The sequence below is a fragment of the Pirellulales bacterium genome, from assembly GCA_019694435.1.
GTDB lineage: Bacteria > Planctomycetota > Planctomycetia > Pirellulales > JAEUIK01 > JAIBBZ01.
Map to the genome: position 1 here is coordinate 15,373 of JAIBBZ010000030.1, position 16,705 is coordinate 32,077.

At 65.6% G+C, this 16,705-nt stretch carries 15 protein-coding genes; 9 read left to right on the forward strand and 6 right to left on the reverse strand.

Features of this window, described 5'->3' with window-relative positions:
- Positions 1–279 precede the first annotated feature (279 nt).
- Together K1X74_18395 and K1X74_18400 are read left to right on the forward strand one after the other, a co-directional pair.
- The gene (locus K1X74_18395; protein MBX7168312.1) at positions 280–486 is read left to right on the forward strand and encodes a hypothetical protein; all 207 of its coding nucleotides are present in this window, start codon (positions 280–282) and stop codon (positions 484–486) included.
- 154 nt (positions 487–640) lie between these two features.
- Positions 641–2,764, forward strand: a complete 2,124-nt coding sequence (locus K1X74_18400) for a S9 family peptidase (protein ID MBX7168313.1) — start codon at positions 641–643, stop codon at positions 2,762–2,764.
- Between the two features lie 55 nt (positions 2,765–2,819).
- Here K1X74_18400 and K1X74_18405 read toward each other — a convergent pair whose 3' ends face one another.
- Entirely contained in the window at positions 2,820–3,407 is a 588-nt protein-coding gene (locus tag K1X74_18405) for a GNAT family N-acetyltransferase (GenBank protein MBX7168314.1), read from the reverse strand.
- Positions 3,408–3,618: 211 nt separating this feature from the next.
- Here K1X74_18405 and K1X74_18410 point away from each other — a divergent pair, with 211 nt between their 5' ends.
- Positions 3,619–4,380, forward strand: coding sequence for a hypothetical protein (locus tag K1X74_18410; protein MBX7168315.1), 762 nt, complete (start codon positions 3,619–3,621; stop codon positions 4,378–4,380).
- 20 nt (positions 4,381–4,400) lie between these two features.
- Here K1X74_18410 and K1X74_18415 read toward each other — a convergent pair whose 3' ends face one another.
- Complete coding sequence (locus tag K1X74_18415) at positions 4,401–5,216, reverse strand: HAMP domain-containing histidine kinase (protein ID MBX7168316.1); 816 nt, start codon at positions 5,214–5,216, stop codon at positions 4,401–4,403.
- Between the two features lie 233 nt (positions 5,217–5,449).
- Between K1X74_18415 and K1X74_18420 the strand changes: the two genes are divergently transcribed.
- The gene (locus tag K1X74_18420) at positions 5,450–5,710 is read left to right on the forward strand and encodes a hypothetical protein (GenBank protein MBX7168317.1); all 261 of its coding nucleotides are present in this window, start codon (positions 5,450–5,452) and stop codon (positions 5,708–5,710) included.
- Positions 5,711–5,719: 9 nt separating this feature from the next.
- Here the strand turns inward: K1X74_18420 and nadD are convergent, their stop codons facing one another.
- The gene (nadD, locus tag K1X74_18425; GenBank protein ID MBX7168318.1) at positions 5,720–6,337 is read right to left on the reverse strand and encodes a nicotinate-nucleotide adenylyltransferase; all 618 of its coding nucleotides are present in this window, start codon (positions 6,335–6,337) and stop codon (positions 5,720–5,722) included.
- A 186-nt stretch (positions 6,338–6,523) separates the two neighbouring features.
- On the opposite strand from nadD, the gene priA reads away from it, so the two are divergent.
- The 3 genes from priA (at position 6,524) to rnhA (ending at position 11,218) form a co-directional block, all read left to right on the forward strand.
- Positions 6,524–8,806, forward strand: a complete 2,283-nt coding sequence (gene priA, locus K1X74_18430; protein MBX7168319.1) for a primosomal protein N' — start codon at positions 6,524–6,526, stop codon at positions 8,804–8,806.
- Positions 8,807–8,905: 99 nt separating this feature from the next.
- On the forward strand, positions 8,906–10,666 hold the full coding sequence (locus K1X74_18435; GenBank protein ID MBX7168320.1) for a HAMP domain-containing protein: 1,761 nt from the start codon (positions 8,906–8,908) through the stop codon (positions 10,664–10,666).
- Positions 10,667–10,741: 75 nt separating this feature from the next.
- Positions 10,742–11,218, forward strand: a complete 477-nt coding sequence (gene rnhA / locus K1X74_18440; protein MBX7168321.1) for a ribonuclease HI — start codon at positions 10,742–10,744, stop codon at positions 11,216–11,218.
- 24 nt (positions 11,219–11,242) lie between these two features.
- On the opposite strand, the gene K1X74_18445 is transcribed toward rnhA, so the two are convergent.
- The 3 genes from K1X74_18445 to K1X74_18455 all read right to left on the reverse strand — a co-directional run bounded on the left by K1X74_18445 (position 11,243) and on the right by K1X74_18455 (position 13,695).
- Complete coding sequence (locus tag K1X74_18445) at positions 11,243–11,698, reverse strand: hypothetical protein (GenBank protein ID MBX7168322.1); 456 nt, start codon at positions 11,696–11,698, stop codon at positions 11,243–11,245.
- Positions 11,699–11,864: 166 nt separating this feature from the next.
- Positions 11,865–12,866 carry a glycoside hydrolase gene (locus K1X74_18450; GenBank protein ID MBX7168323.1) on the reverse strand — a complete coding sequence of 334 codons (1,002 nt, stop codon included), beginning with the start codon at positions 12,864–12,866 and terminating at the stop codon, positions 11,865–11,867.
- Between the two features lie 46 nt (positions 12,867–12,912).
- Entirely contained in the window at positions 12,913–13,695 is a 783-nt protein-coding gene (locus tag K1X74_18455) for a methyltransferase domain-containing protein (GenBank protein ID MBX7168324.1), read from the reverse strand.
- A gap of 172 nt (positions 13,696–13,867) precedes the next feature.
- Here K1X74_18455 and K1X74_18460 point away from each other — a divergent pair, with 172 nt between their 5' ends.
- Entirely contained in the window at positions 13,868–16,270 is a 2,403-nt protein-coding gene (locus K1X74_18460) for a hypothetical protein (GenBank protein MBX7168325.1), read from the forward strand.
- Between the two features lie 149 nt (positions 16,271–16,419).
- Positions 16,420–16,692 carry a WXG100 family type VII secretion target gene (locus K1X74_18465; protein ID MBX7168326.1) on the forward strand — a complete coding sequence of 91 codons (273 nt, stop codon included), beginning with the start codon at positions 16,420–16,422 and terminating at the stop codon, positions 16,690–16,692.
- The last annotated feature ends 13 nt before the right edge of the window (positions 16,693–16,705 follow it).

The window sequence follows — 16,705 nt, forward strand, 5'->3', positions numbered from 1 at the left end:
TGGTCGGCGGCAGAACTTTCGCGAGACCACGAGGCGGACTAGGGGCCCGCCGGATTGTCTGCCCAATCGATCAACCGCGTGAAACGGATGTGTCTGCGTTCCCAATCGCTAACGAGTGGAACGCAAATACGACCCATAACCAGCGGTACGGTCCTGCTGACGTCGACAATACCATTTGCCGCGGCGATGGCAAACAAAACACGCCAAGAATTGGCTTATGGCGTCGAATCACGAAAGGCGTGGAATTCTCGCTCGATCACCGGCGGCTCGGGTTCGACCATGAACGATTCCGTTCGAGGAGTGCTGGTCGGCGCGCTCATCGGCGCGCTGGCAGGGCTGGGGGCGTGCATCTGGATCCTGCCCGAGACACCCTTCTTTCCTGGCGACACAATACTCATCGGCGCCGTCGTTTGCGGCGTCTGTGGTCACCGTTGGGGCGATTCATTTTTTGATTGGCTCCGCGATCACTGGCATTGGTTCGTCTGACGGGCTGCAAGTGCCCCGGCGCGCTGACGAAGGGCGACGCGCTCGACTGGCGAGAATTGCGTTCGATCGGCGACCTGCGATATGTTGGCGCCACGGACGGCCCAAATTCCCGCCGGCAGCGGCGGATCTAGCCCAACACGGAGAGCTTGGTGCGATGAACTTGCTTCGACGACGATGGACGCTGACTTATGTCATGCTGGGAACTGCGCTGCTTGGCTATCGTGGCGACGCCTGCGCCGCCGACGAATTGCCCAATCCGCGGACGGTGCCGCAGGCCCTTGGTCCCGGCGCGAAGCTGCCCGGCCAGGCCGAACTGATCGCCCGAGACGTGCTGTTCGGCAATCCCGATAAGGCCGCGGCCCGCATCAGCCCCGACGGCAAGCAGCTCGCCTACCTGGCCCCGGTCGATGGCGTGCTGAACGTCTGGGTCGGTCCGATCGACAATCCCGATGCGGCCAAGCCGGTGACCGAGGATCGCAAGCGCGGCATCCGCTCTTATTTTTGGGCGTTCACTAACCGGCACATTCTCTACGCTCAGGATGCCGGCGGCGACGAGGATTGGCACATCTACTGCACCGACCTGAACTCGGGTCAGACGATCGACCTGACGCCGCTCGAAAAGGTGGCCGCGCAAATCGAAGGCGTGAGCCACAAGTTTCCCGACGAAATCCTGATCGGCCTGAACGACCGCAAGCCGGAATTCCACGACATCTACCGGGTCAACATCACGACGGGCAAGCGAGCGTTGCTGCAGGAGAATCCCGGTTTTGCCGGCTTCTTGAGCGACGACGAGTACCACGTCCGCCTGGCGATCAAGTACACGCCTGACGGCGGTCAAAGTGTTCAGGAGCCGGACGGCAAGGGCGGTTGGAAGGATTTCACCAAGATCGACATGGCCGACACGCTCACGACGAGCCCAGCCGGCTTCGACAAGTCGGGCAACCGGCTGTACATGATCGACAGCCGCGGCCGCAATACGGGCGCACTGACGATCGTCGATCTGAAAACCGACGAAGTCAAAGTCCTGGCCGCCAACGACAAGGCCGACGTCGGCGGCGTGATGGCCCATCCGACCGAGAAGAACATTCAAGCGGTCGCGTTCACTTATACCCGCAAAGAATGGCAAATTCTCGACCCGCAGGTGAAGGCCGATCTCGACTACCTGAAGACCGTCGCCGACGGCGACGTCGAAGTGACCAGCCGCACGCTCGACGACCAGCACTGGATTGTTGCATATCTGATGGACAACGGTCCCGTGCGCTACTATCGCTATGACCGCGCGGCGCACAAGGCCACGTTCTTGTTCACTAACCGCAAGGACCTCGAGGGCCTGCCGCTGGTCAAGATGCACCCGGTGGTCATCAAGGCCCGCGATGGCCTCGACTTGGTCAGCTATCTGAGTTTGCCGAAGCATACCGACCCGGACGGCGATGGCCGGCCGCAGGCCGCGCTGCCGATGGTTCTGCTGGTGCACGGTGGCCCCTGGTCGCGCGACGACTGGGGCTTCAGTTCGCTCGAGCAGCTGCTGGCCAACCGTGGCTATGCCGTCTTGAGCGTCAACTTCCGCGGATCGACCGGCTTCGGCAAGGAATTTGTCAACGCCGGCAACGGCCAATGGGGCGCCAAGATGCACGACGATCTGATCGACGCGGTCCGCTGGGCCGTCGCCGAAAAGATCGCCCTCAAGGATCGCATCGCCATCATGGGCGGCAGCTACGGCGGCTATGCCACACTTGTCGGGCTGACGGCCACGCCCGACGTGTTCGCCTGCGGCGTCGATATCGTCGGCCCCTCGAACATCCTGACGCTCCTGGCCACGGTACCGCCGTACTGGCAGCCGGCCGTGCAGATGTTCAAGGATCGCGTCGGCGATTTCACCACCGAGGAAGGCAAAAAGTTTCTCACCGAGCGCAGCCCGTTGACGCACGTCGACCGCATCGAGCGGCCGCTGCTGATCGGCCAGGGCGCGAACGATCCGCGCGTCAAGCAGGCCGAGAGCGACCAGATCGTCAAGGCGATGCAGGAGAAATCGATCCCGGTGACGTACGTGCTCTATCCCGACGAGGGCCACGGGTTTGCCCGGCCCGAGAACAATCTGTCGTTCTTTGCCGTGGCAGAAGCGTTCCTCGCCGAGCACTTGGGCGGCCGCTACGAGGCCATCGGCAGCGACTTTGCCGGAGCGTCGATCACCGTGCCGGCCGGAGCGCAGGATGTGCCCGGTCTCGCCGAGGCGCTCGCCGCGCAGGCGAAGCCCGCCGGTGGAGCAGGGCAGGAGTAGCTCGGCGAACAAGGCGCCCACCACCGGCCGGCACGCGCCGATGACCGGACTGCGCTCAACGGAGCGTGCCGTCGAAATCGCGCGGCAGCAGCGAGTACATCACCGCGTCGTGCGGCTGTCCGTGATGGACTAATCGCCAGCGGAGCAGTCCCTCGCGCCGCGCGCCGATCTTGGTCGCCACGCGATGGCTGGCTGCGTTGTCCACGTCGACCACGATTTCGATCCGCGTCAGGCCCAAATGGTCGAAGCCCCAGCGGGCCAGTTGCTGCGCGGCCCGCGTGGCGATGCCGCGCCCGGCGCACGGCGTGCGTACCCAATAGCCCAGGTTGCAAAACCGATGCTGGCCGTCGACGCGGTTGAGCCAGGTCGAGCCGACAATGCGGCCATGTGCGTCGACCGCGACGAAGTTGTAGCTGCGTCCCGACTGCTGCTCGCGCAAGTTGTGCTCGACCACGGCCAGGGCCTCGGCCGTGGTCCAATCGACATGGCACCAGTCGAACCACTGCCTCAGCTCGGCGACGGTATCCATCGCGGCCGCGTGCAGGGCGTCGGCGTCGTCGATCCGGAGCGGGCGCAGCAGGCAATCGTCGCCCGCCGTGAGCGTTAGCTGCCAGCATGGCTCGTTCGTGTCGGTGGTGCTCACAAAGAATCCGCCTGCTGCCGGCTGCCTGGCCCCTCCAAGTCCCCGCCGGTCGACAACGGGGCGGCGGCAAGGGTTCGCGCCGCCGTGCGTATGCTAGCTCCCCGGGCCAGGCTGCGGCATTGCCCTTGCAGCGCGGCGACCAAATTGCCAGACTTCTCGCCGGCCCGGACCCTGTTTCCCGGTCAACACATCCCCCCTGCGCATTCGCGCAATGCACGCTCTACTCCATCACCTCGTCGCGCTGCGCGGCCCCGGTCGTCGCATCTCCGGTATGCGCCGGATGCTGTGGTGCTGCGCGCTGGCGTTCGTTTACGGATTGACGGGGTGCAAGGCACCGCCGCCGGCGCCCGTGGCCTGGATCTTTCCCGGTCTTGCGCCCGCTCCGGTGGCGCCGCCGGGGATCGCGCCGCCCGGCTATGCCGCTCCAGGACTGGTCAACGCGGCCGCGCCGGCGCCGAGCCGCATCTTGGTGCCCGTCGCCGACGCGAATTTGGTTTGGGACAAGCTGGTCGACTCGGTCGACACCTATTTCGACATCGATCGCGAAGAGCGGGTACGGATGGTCGGCGATGTGATTACCGAGGGCCGGTTGACCACGCGGCCGATGATCGGCGCGACGCTCTTGGAGCCCTGGCGCAGCGACTCGGTGGGCGGCTACAACCGCGTGGAGAGCACCTTGCAGACCATGCGCCGACAGGCCATCGTACGCGTGCTGCCCGATCAGAGCGGCTACCTGGTCGACGTGGCCGTCTACAAAGAACTGGCCGACATCGCGCGACCGCAATTCGCCACGGCCAGCGCAGCGGCGTTTCGGAGCGACAGTTCGATCGTGCGCTACGTCGAGCCAGTCGGGGATATCCCGGTCAACACGGGCTGGATTCCCCAGGGACGCGATCCGCTGCTCGAGCAGCGAATCTTGCAGGATCTGCAGCGTAAACTGGCGCCGCCCCGGCGGGCTCTTGCCCGGCGCTAAGCCGGCCGCCGTTGGTCCGATCAGCCGACCGGCTCCGTGGTTGATGGCACCGCCGTCACACCGAAATCGGTACCCGTCGCCGGGCGAGCTACGGGTAGCTTGAGGGTGAACTGCGTGCCCTTGCCTACGGTGCTCTCGACGCGAATGCGCCCGCGATGAGCCTCGATGATCTCCCGGCACATCGATAGCCCCAGGCCGGTGCCGCCCTTGCCGCTGGCATCGGGCCCGGACTTGGTCGTGAAATACGGCTCGAAGATGCGCGGCAGCTTGTCGGCCGGGATGCCACAGCCCGAGTCGCGCACCACGAGGTCGACCGTGTCCTGGCGTTCGTCGTGAACCAGGCGGACGACGACGCGGCCACCCTCGGGCATGGCCTGCCGGGCATTGATCAGCAGATTGAGCAGCACCTGTTGAATCTGGTTGCCGTTGACCAAGGCCTTGGGCACCTCGGCCAGATCGATATCGACGGCAATCCGGTACTTGCGCAACTCGCGCTCGAGCAGTTCGAGCGTGTCGCGGACCAGCGGCAACAAGTCGGTCGGTTCCTGGCCTCCGGTGCGATTGCGCGCCATGCCCAGGATGTTCGTCGTCATCTTCGCGGCCCGTTGGCCGGCGGCCAGGATTTTTTCGAAGGCCTTGTCGCGCGTGGCGTCGTCGCGATGGCGCATGCCCATCTTGGCGTAATTGATGATGGTCATCAGGACGTTGTTGAACTCGTGGGTCGTGGTCCCCAGGAGCTCGCCGAGCGCCGTCTGCTTCTGCGCCTGCGCAAGCTGTGCTTTCAGAGCAGCGATCTGCTCTTGCGCCGACAGTCCGTCGTCTGCAGGGCCCGCCATCGTGACGATCCTCGCCAGATTACCGTACCGGGCCGCGCAACCAGCGCGTTTGCCAGCGGCGCGGAGCCTCCTCGGTTTGTATCGACGAGTTGCGCTTCGCTCCTGAACGGCGAACCGCTACAATCCGCCCGCACATCTTCCGTGGCCCCCATCCTGCGGGGCCAGCGATTCGCCTGCGATTCCGCAAGACTTCGACCGCGTTGTTCCGCGCGCCAGCTGCGCGGCCTTGCGCCATGCACACCATCGACCTATTGGCCGAAGCGCTCGCCGAGGCTCGCCGCCTGGGCTACACCGTGCGCCAGGAATGGCTCGGCGGTAGCGGTAGCGGCGCCTGCGAGATTCGCGGACGCAAGCTGATCTTTCTCGACCTCGCGCAGACGCCCGAGGACCATCTGGAGTCCGTGCGCGAGGTACTCCGCGAGCAGCCCGACGCGGTCGTGCTCAAGCTGTCCCCCCGGCTCGTCGAGCGGCTGCGCCTGCGCCCGGCGGCCTGAATGCGGTGGTCACTTGCTCTCGGGACGATAGAGCGCCTGGGTCTCGATATAGACCTCGACGGCGCGGGGCGTTTGAAACCGGATGCTGCGGCCCGCGGCGACGCGTTCGCGCAGGTCGCTGCTGCTGATCCCCACCAGCGGCATCTCGACCGCATGCGCGCGAATCTGCGCCAAGCGCTCGGGCGTGACCAGTTCGTTCAAACAGTCGAGGTCCGGCTCGGGCAGACCTTGCCGGCGAACGACCAGCGGCAGCGCCAACGAGCAAATCTGCCGCGGCTCTCGCCAGCGGGGTAGATCGACCAACGAATCGGCGCCCATCAGAAAGAACAACTCGGCGTGCGCGTGCAGTCGGCCGATCTCGACGAGCGAATCGACGGTGTAACTGACGCCGCCGCGGTCGATCTCGAGCCGCGAAACGCCGAACGCCGGGTGTCCCCCGATGGCCAGCTCAAGCATCTCGACGCGCTGGCCCGCCGGCGTCATCGGGCGGTCGTGCTTGTGGGGCGGAGTCGCCGCGGGCAAGAACCAGACCTGGTCCAATTGTGCCTGCTCGCGACAGCACTCGGCCAGGATCAAATGGCCGAGGTGGACCGGATCGAACGTGCCGCCAAAAATTCCTAGGCGCATCGGTGTGGTGCACGAGCCCTGAGCGGATGCACAAGAACTGAACGCTTGTGGCCGCCGCGGCGCTGCGTGATATTCGAGGTCGTCGCTGCGCCGCGATCGCGCAAGCAGTTTACCGCGTCGGGCGCGACTTGAACACTCGCACCTTGGCCGCGGCGCCGGCACCACCAGGCAGGAACCCCCACGCGGATGTCTCAGCAAGGACGATTGTTTGCCGACGATCTGCCTCAATGGGAGGCCGATGCCGAACAAGACCAACTCGTCGCGCAGGTGATCTTTCCCACGGGCCCGCCCGAGCCGTTGGACTATCGCGTGCCGGACCGTCTGCGGGTGAGTCTGCAAGTCGGTTGCCGTGTGCGTGCGCCCCTGGGCCGAGGCGACCGGCCCGTCGTGGGCTATTGCGTGGCGCTCGATGCCCAATCGTCCACCCGGCGACGGCTGAAGGAATTGCTCGGGGTGGTCGATCGCCGCAGCCTGTTGTCGCCGGCCATGCTGCGACTGACCCAGTGGATCTCCGCGTATTACCTGTGCCCATGGCCCCAGGTGCTCGAGGCCGTGGTGCCGGCGGGCGTGCGCGGCCAGGCCGGCACGCGCGAGGCCGTCTTGCTCAGCCTGGCTCCCGAGACGCAGGCGCAGCTCGAACAGCTCAAGTTGCCGGCCAAGCAGTTGCAAGCGTTGCGCCACCTGGCAACCGCCGCCGAGCCGCTCACACCGCAACAACTCGCGCATGCTGTCCGTACGACGATCGGACCGATCCAGGCCTTGCGCAAGAAGGGCCTGATCGTGGCCCGCCGCGAGCGGATCGAACAACATCTGCCGACCGACGTACCCGTCGAGCGGCGACCGAACCATGTGCTCAATGCCGACCAGCGGCGCGCGCTCGAAGCGATTCTCGCGGCGTTGCATGCCGCCGAGCAACGCACCATTCTCCTGCACGGGGTGACCGGCAGCGGCAAGACCGAGGTCTACATCCAGGCGATTCAAGAAGTCGTCCGCTTCGGCCGCCAGGCGATCGTGCTGGTGCCCGAGATCAGTCTCACTCCGCAAACGCTGCAGCGATTCCGCGAGCGATTTGCGCGCGTGGCGGTGTTGCACAGCCACCTGACCGACGTCGAGCGCAATCACCATTGGCAGCGCATCGCAGCCGGCGAGGTCGAAGTGATCGTCGGCGCGCGCAGCGCGGTGTTCGCGCCTACGCCGCACTTGGGCCTGATCATCATCGACGAAGAACACGAGACGACGTTCAAGCAAGAGACGGCGCCGCGCTACCACGCCCGCGAGGTCGCGCTCGAACGGACGCGCGCCGAGCGATTGCCGCTGGTGCTCGGCTCGGCGACCCCCTCGCTCGAAAGCTGGCAGCGCTGCGTGACCAGCGAGTTCCAGCTCATCGAGTTGCCGCGACGCGTCGAAGATCGACCGCTGCCGGTCGTCAAGACGGTCGATTTGCGCACGGCCGATCGCGAACATCGCAGCCCTGGCATTCTGAGCCGGCCGCTGCGGCTGCAGATCGACCAGGCCCTGGCCGACGGGGGCCAGGTCATCCTGCTGCTCAATCGCCGCGGCTTCTCGACGCACATTCAATGCCCCGCTTGCGGGCTGGTGATCAAGTGCCCGCATTGCGACATCGCGCTGACCCATCATCGGCAGGGCGAGACGGCCATGTGCCATCACTGCGATTACCGGCAGCCGGCGCCGCGCCAGTGTCCCGAGTGCCAAGCGACCGGCATTCGCTACTCAGGTACCGGCACGCAACGTCTCGAGTACGAAGTTCGGGGACGCTTTCCCGGTGTCAAATGCGCGCGCATGGATACCGACTCCATGCAATCGGCCGGTCACTACGAACAAGTCCTCGCGGCGTTTCGCGAGGGCGACGTGCGAATCTTGCTGGGCACACAGATGATCGCCAAGGGGCTCGATTTTCCCAACGTCACGCTGGTCGGCGTCGTGCAGGCCGACATGGCGCTGCACCTGCCCGATTTCCGCGCGGCCGAGCGAACATTTCAACTGCTCGTGCAAGTGGCGGGACGGACGGGGCGCAGCGATCGCGGCGGCCGCGTGCTCGTGCAAACCCTGAGCCCGGAGCATTACGCCATTCAGGCCGCCGTGACGCACGACTACGGCCGTTTCGCCCGGCAAGAGCTGCCCGAGCGCGAGCAGCTGGGCTATCCGCCGTTCGGGCGGCTGATTCGGCTGGTGATTCGCGGTCCGAGCGAAACCCTGGTACACGAGTTTGGCGAAACGCTGGCCGAGCAGCTACGCAGCGAGTTGGCGCCCCTGGGCGAGGCCTATCGCGTGCTCGGCCCGGCGCCGGCGCCGATTGCCCGGCTGCGCGGCGACTATCGCCACCAGATCCATCTCCACGGGCCCGAGGGCTTGCCGTTGCGCCAAGCTGTCAGCACGGTGGCCGAGCGCTTGACGCCGCCGGACGACGTGTTGTGGATCGCCGACGTCGATCCGCTGGGTATGCTGTAAGCGGCGGTGCGCGGCCGCGGGCGATTGATCTTGGCCCGTGCGTGCCGCGGGTCCTAGAATTCGCTCGCATCCGCGGGTCTGCGCTGCCACGGTCCGATCATGTCGTATCGATCGCTTAAACACGTCCTCGGCGAGACGAACCTGGAGCGCAAATGTCGCCTCCTGTTCGGGCTCTGCCTGTTGCTGCTGATCATGGGCAGCTTCTGGTTCTACGGCCGGCTGACCGAAGACCTGGTCTACAAGCAGAACTACTACAAGGGTCGGCTGCTGGTCGACACGATCCTCGTGCTCAAGCACTGGGAGACGATCGATGCCCGCTCGCAGGACGGCGAAGACGCGCTGTTCGTCAAGAGCATGGGCCAGCGGCTGCAGAACCAGGAATACTCGTTCCGCGCGATTCGTCCGCCGAGCAGCAACCCGGGCCAGGGTGTTTCCGAAGGGCAACCGGGCGACGGTTTCGAATGGGCCCTGGTCGAGCAGTTCATCAAGGCGCCGCCCCCCGCGCCGCCCAAGCCCACAGCCCCCGGCCAGCCGCCCCCGGACGAGCCGCAGATCGAATGGTCGTCGCGGCTCGTGGCCAACGGCACCGAGTATCAGTATTACCAGGCGATTCGCGCTACGAGCACCTGCGTGCATTGCCACAAGGTGACCGATCCGAATCCGAACCTGGCCTCCGGCGACCTGCTGCGGGTGATGCAGGTGCGGATTCCGACCGGGCCCACGCAGCTCGACCTGGAGCGGAACCGCGGATTTCTGTTGTTCACGGCGATCCTCACCGTGTTCCTGGCGATGGTCGCCTCGTGGGTCATCGTGCGCTACGTGATCGTCAAGCCGCTGGGCCACTTGAAAGACGTCAGCGACGCGATCAGCCGCGGCAACGTCGAAACGCGCGCCGAGATTCGCACCGGCGACGAGTTCGAGCAGCTCGGCCTGGCCTTCAACCGCATGCTGCGCTATCTCGTCGAAGCGCAACAGGAGCTGCGGCACGTCAATGCCGACCTCGACGCCAAGGTCGACGAGCTGGCGCGGATGAACCTGCAGTTGTTCGAGTTGAACCGGCTCAAGAGCGACTTCCTGGCCACGATGAGCCACGAGCTGCGTACGCCGCTCAACAGCATCCTCGGCTTCAGCGACGTGCTCGTCACCGGTGGCAAGCTCGAAGAGAAGCAGCAGCGGTTCGTACAGAACATCCAGAAGTCCGGCAAGATGCTGCTCGACTTGATCAACGACATCCTCGATCTGGCCAAGATCGAAGCCGGAAAAATGGACCTCCGCCCCTGCGAATTCGCCGTCGAGTCGGTCGTGCAGTCGCAGTGCGACATGGCCCGGCCGCTGGCCGAGAAGCGCAACATCGACTTGCTGGTCGACATGGCCCCGGGCCTGCCGCCGCTGTGGCAGGACCGCGGCAAGGTGCAGCAGATCTTGAACAACCTGCTGTCGAACGCCGTGAAATTCACGCCCGAGGGGGGGCGCATCGAGGTCCGCACCCGCCGCGCTCCCGACGGGCAACTGTTGCTCGTCGTGAGCGACACGGGCGTCGGCATCGCCGAGGAAGACCAGGTCGCCATCTTCGAAAAATTCCGGCAAGGGCGCACCGCCATGCCCGGCGGCGACGCGATGACCCGCGAGTATTCCGGCACGGGATTGGGCCTGTCGATCGTCCGCGAATTGTGCCGGCTACTGGGGGGTGACGTGTCGGTCGAAAGCGAATTGGGCAAAGGGAGCACGTTCACCGTGCGTTTGCCGTGGCAATTGCCCGACGGTTCGACGCCGCCGGCACCGAGCGGCGACTTGGATCTCGACGCGCTCACCCGGCCGCGCCGCACCGATTTTGCCGCAGGCGCGCCGGCGGCGACTTGACAGCCGACCCCTGCTTCGACTTCATTCGTAGCCGCGTGATGTGTTTTCCCCATTGATGCGGCAGGCGGAACCAGGATGGCGAAGCAGAACAAGGCGGCTCCCGACTCGGAAGTGGTGCTCTTTACCGACGGGGCCTGCAGCGGCAATCCCGGCCCGGGCGGCTGGGCTTACATCCTCCGGCATCCCGGCTCGGGGAAGGAAGTCGAGCAATCGGGCGCCGAGGAAGAAACGACCAATAACCGCATGGAGCTGACCGCGGTGGTCCGTGGGCTCGAGGCGCTGACGCGCCCTGCGCGGGTCGAGTTGGTCACCGACAGCAACTATGTCGGCAAGGGGCTCACCGAATGGATGGCCAAGTGGAAGGCCAACGACTGGCAGCGCCGCGACGGCAAGCGGCTGGTACCGGTCAAGAACGAAGACCTGTGGCGCAAGCTCGACGAGCTCGTGGCCCAGCACCGACTGACGTTCACCCACGTCGCCGGCCACAGCGGCCACCCCGAGAACGAACGCTGCGACGAACTGGCCGTAGCGGCGTATCAGCGGTATCTGTAGTGCCGACCAGGTCTCAACAAAATCCTACGACGATTTTCTTGCGGTTCGGCCCTTGGCAGCCCTCCTTGTCGGCTTCCTGTTCAAGGCCTTCTTCGCAGCCATTTCTTTCGGGGCCGTTTTTGACCTGCGCCGCGCAACGCTTTGAGCGTCCGCCTTGCGCGGACGCGCGATTTTGAACGAGCCCTGCTTGTCAACGAACGCCAACAACACAGGCTTGCCATTCGAATCGTACATGGTAACCCCGGCGCGATCCGCCGAACCAACTCCCACCGAAAGGATCACGGCGCCCGAATTCGCAAAGAATGTGATGTTCGGCCGATCTTGCTCATCCATCGCCAAGCTCAGGCACGTGACGCCTTGTCGATCGCGCAGCGAGATATCCACAAAGTCGTCTGTCGACGCGGCAAGCAAACACCGACACACGCCGCGCGAGTCCACGATCTCAACTTGCCTGGCGAGCAGACGATCGTGAACCTTCATCGGTCATCCGCTCCGCGAGCATCGGTTGGAAGACAAGAAGCTTGAACCTGGCGTGTTGTTGCGGCTTCCCCGGCCATACAAGCGTTTCAAGCGAGCTGCTTCGGTGCCAAGCGGTGAATCCGCTTGGCAACAATCCGCGCCACGCGCAGACGTTCGTATTGCCCGGCTACTCCGCCGTCTTTTCCGGCAGTTTGACCTTCGCCAGATAGATACTCGTCTTGCCCTCGTGCGACGAGTAGTAGCTGACCCACAGCAATCCGTCGTGAAAGACGAGGCCCGGGTAGCTGGTGTCGCCTCCGCTCGGTAGCGTCAACAGCGGTTCGTAGGTCGAAAGCGTCATCCGCGCCACGACCGTCGAGGCCGGACCCGTCGTGCGCCGGCCCGCCGCCCACATCTGGCCGTCGTCGAGCACGATGAAGTCGGGCCCGCCACAGCGTTCGGGCAGCTCGTGCCAGGTCCAATCGCGATAGGGCGCCCGGCTGCTGCCGATCCAGCCCTGGGCCGCCTTTCCGTCGCTGCGCACCAGGGCCACCATCTGGCCGTCGGCCGTAAAGCGCAGGGTCGTCTCGTTCGCCTCGCCGCGAAGCTGCCACTCGACGACCGGCTGATAGTCGATGCCGTCGTCGCTCGCATAGAGCACCGGGAACTTGCGTTCGCCCGCGTTGGGCCCCGCCGGATACGACACGCCATAGGCGCGGCCCTCGTGCCAGGTGACGCGCCACAACCAATCCCCGTCGGACAGCACCGGGTGGGGCGGGGTCCAGGTCGTGCCGTCGGGCGAGAAGAACACCCGCGGCTGGGCGCCCAACAGCTTCGTGTCGCCGCGATAAACCGACCCGCCGGCGACGACCATCAGCCGGCCATCGCTGGTGATGCACAGTTTCGGGTCGCGCAGGTCGATGCCTGCTTCTTCCAGCAGCGCGGCCGACTCCCAGGTGTCGCCGTCCGCCGAACGGAGGATGCGCAGTAGGCCGTCGCCGCCGACGTGACCTTGCGCCTCGCGAAAAGTGCAGTACCAGGCATCGCGAAACCGCGCCAGGTCGGTGAACGCATTGTGCTGCCCGGCGTCCCAGATCTTCTTGACCGATACCAGCTCGGGCTCGGCCGCCAGGCAGGCGGTCGCTCCGAGCAGAGTCGCGATGAACAGCAGCACAGGGGCCATACGCATGGGAGCCTCCGGGAAAAAAACAGCGCCGACGCTTGCGCGTATGAGCCTAGTTTCCGCGGGCCCTGGCCACAAGAAATAACCGAACGAACGGGAACAAGGTCCGGCCATCGTCGCGCCGAGGGTAGGCGGCCCGCAGACGCTCCGCATAGCGCGCCTCGAATTCGGGCCGCTCCGACTCCTCGAGCCGCATCAAGAACGGCAACATCGCGGTTCCGCGCGTCCAGCGCAGCACCGGGTCGTCGCCTTCGAGCACGTGCAGATACTCCGTCATCCAGACGTCGACCTGCTCGGCCTGCGAGGCGAGGTAGTTGTAATACTCCGCGGGCGCGGCATCGGGGCGCCCCCAATACAGCGTGTCGAACTTCTCGCGCCACGGCGCCTCGCCCGCGACCGCGTGCAGCTCGTTGACCCACTTCTGGCCCGGCATGCGATAGGGGATCTGGATCGCCAGCACGCCGCCGGGCGCGAGCGCGGCCAGCAACTTGGGAAAGAACCGCGCGTGATCGGCGACGTACTGCAACATGGCGTTCGAGAAGATCACGTCCGGCGGCGCGTCGGGTGTCCACGCTTCGGCGGTCGACTCGATCCAACACACGCCGCGCAGATCGTCGGCCGACCGCGCCGACGTCAACATCTCGGCCGACGCGTCGACGCCGGTCACCTGGGCCTGCGGCCAGCGCTCGACAAGCAGGCGGGTCGAATTGCCCGGCCCACAGCCGAGGTCGACCACGCGGGGCGGCGCGTCCAGAGGAATCCGCGCCAACAGGTCGGCGGCAGGCCGCGTGCGATAATCGCCAAATTGCAGGTAACGTTTGGGGTCCCAGTCCATCGATCGGTTCCTTTCCACGGGAAGCGAAGTTGTTGTTGACGGTTTGGGCGCCCAATGCAAGCGACCGGCCGGGCCCGAGACGCGGGCGAGCTGCGCGGGCGACCCTCGGTCGCGAGCGCCCAGGGCGGCGATTACACTGCCCCCGGGCAGCCGGAATTGGGAGTGTCTTACGATGCGGATACTGGGCGGGTTGGTGCTGGGGTGTTTGTTCCTTCCTTTGTTGGCCGCAGCCGCCGACGCGGCGTCGCTCGACCTGACGGCAGCCGTGGTCGTCGTGCCGGCGCAATCTCCACCGCGCCAGCAGCGGGCCGTCAAGCTCTTGCTCGACGAAGTCGAGGCCCGCTCGCGCGTCCGCTGGACGGTCGCACACACCTGGCCGGAAGACGCGCGCCAGGCCGTCATCGTCGTCGGCCAACGAGCACAATTGGCCGAGTTCTCGGCGGCGCTGCCGGAAAATGAAATCCGCGGCAACGATCGTCCCGAGGGCTACCTGCTGCGCACGCTCCAACGGTCCGACCGCACGGCGAGCATCGCGGTGGTCGGCAATGACGAACGCGGGGTGTTGTTCGGCGTCGGCCGGCTGTTGCGCGAACTGCGGATGCGGCCCGGCCAGGTTTCGTTGCCCGGCGACATGCGGCACGACACGGCGCCGGCCCACGCGGTTCGCGGTCATCAACTCGGTTATCGCCCCAAGACGAACAGTTACGACGCCTGGGACCTCGATCAATGGGAGCGGTACATCGCCGATCTGGCGGTGTTCGGCTCGAACATGATCGAATTGATCCCGCCACGCTCGGACGACGACGCCGACAGCCCGCATTTTCCGCGGCCACCGTTGGAAATGATGGCCGGCATGTCGCGGATCTGCGACGAACTGGGACTCGACGTCTGGATCTGGTACCCGGCGATGGACGAAGACTACTCGACCGACGCGGCGATTGCCCGGAGCGTCGAGGAATGGGGCGCCGTGCTCAAGCACCTGCCGCGCGTCGATGCGATCTTCGTGCCCAGCGGCGACCCCGGCCATACGCGCCCGCGCGAATTGATGCGCCTGCTCGAGGCGCAAACGGCGCAGCTCGTCAAGCTGCACCCCGGCGCTGAGATGTGGGTCACCGTCCAGAGCTTCACCGGCGAGTGGTTCGCCGAAATGCTCGAGTTGCTGCGCGCCGAGCCGACCTGGTTGACGGGCATCGGCTTCGGCCCACAGACCCGCATCACGGTGCAACAGTTGCGCGAGCAATTGCCGCGCCGGTATCCGATCCGGTTGTATCCCGACATCACGCACAGCATGCGGTGCCAGTACCCGGTGCTCGACTGGGACGTCGCCTTTGCCCGGACCGAGGCCCGCGAAGTGATCAACCCGCGGCCGCGCGCCGAGGCGGCGATATTCGCTCAGACGATCGACTACTCGATCGGCTTCGGTACCTATTCCGAGGGCTGCAACGACGACGTGAACAAGATCGTCTGGTCGCTCAAAGGTTGGGACCCGGCGTACGAAGTCGAGCAGATCCTCGAAGACTACGGCCGGTACTTTCTCGGCGAGGGCGTCGCGCCGCCGCAGGCGTTCTTACAACTGGAAGACAATTGGCGCAACGCGGCCCACGCGGAGCAGACCATCCAGGACACGCTCAAGACCTGGCAGGCGATCGAGCGTTCGGCGCCGCCGGCCTTGCGGCGCAATTGGCGCCTGCTCCAGCCGCTGTACCGGGCCTATTACGATGCCTACGTCGCCCGCCGCGCGGCTTATGAACGCGACCGGGAAAAAGAAGTCCGCCGGGTATTGGCCGACGTACCCCCGGGTCAATCGCTCGCGACACTCGATCGGGCCGAACAACACCTGGCGTTGGCCGAGGCCTTTCCAGTCGCCGGCGACTTGCGGACGCGCGTCTTTCAACTTGCCGAGGCGCTGTTTCAAAGCATCCGCATGCAGCTTTCGGTCAAGTTGTACGACGCCATCGAGGTGGGCCGCGGCGCGAATCTCGATACGGTCGACGTGCCTTTGAACAACCGCAACTGGCTGCGGCGCGAGTTGAAGGCCATTCGCGCGCTTACCGACGAGTCAGAGCGTCGAGCGCGGATCGACGAATTGGTCCATTGGGACTCGCCGCCCGCGGGAAGTTTTTATGACGATTTGGGGGTCCCCAACCGCCAGCCGCATGTCGTGTTTCCCAAGGTCGATCACGAGCCGGGCTATCGCGATCCACTGATCTGGCCGACGACCGGATTTGAAAACGACCCCACCTGGCGCATCTCGTGGTGTACGCACCTCGACACGCTCTACGAGCAGCCGCTGCGGATGCGCTACGAGGAACTCGACCCGCAGGCCGCGTATCGCGTCCGCGTGGTCTACGGCGGTGACAACGACGAGGTGCAGGTGCGGCTGTCGACCGAACACCCGGCCAGGCCGATCCACGCATGGATCGACAAGCCACGGCCGCTCTCGCCCGTGGAGTTTGACGTGCCGCACGAGGCAACCGCCGAGGGACACTTGGAGCTGCTGTTCGAATCGCCGCCTGGTCGCGGCGGGCCCGGCCGCGGTCCGCAGGTGGCCGAGGTCTGGTTACTCAAGCAATGACGGTGGCAGCGGCACGATCCGGTCTACCCGACCGCAACATTTACAGTCTCACTCCGCGCGCCTAAACTGAACTGGGAGAGGCGTCTTTTCTTCCGGTAGCAGAGCTTTCTTTCCTTGGGTCGCCCCCCGCGCGCGGGGAGAGGTCTTTCATGTCCCAAGCCATTGCCGATCCGAACGAGCTGCGCCGCTTTGCGCAAAATTTGCGCCGATTCAACGGCGAGCTGCAGTCCCAGATGACGGCGCTTCACGGCCAGTTCCGCTCGTTGAGCGAGTCTTGGCGAGATCAAGAGCATCAGAAATTCGCCGACGAGTTCCAGCAGGCGCTGCAATCCATCGGCCGGTTCGTAGCCGCCTCGGAAGAACACGTTCCATTTCTGCTGCGCAAGGCCGAGCGACTCGAAGAATACTTGCGCCAGCGCTAACCGCGGCTCCAGC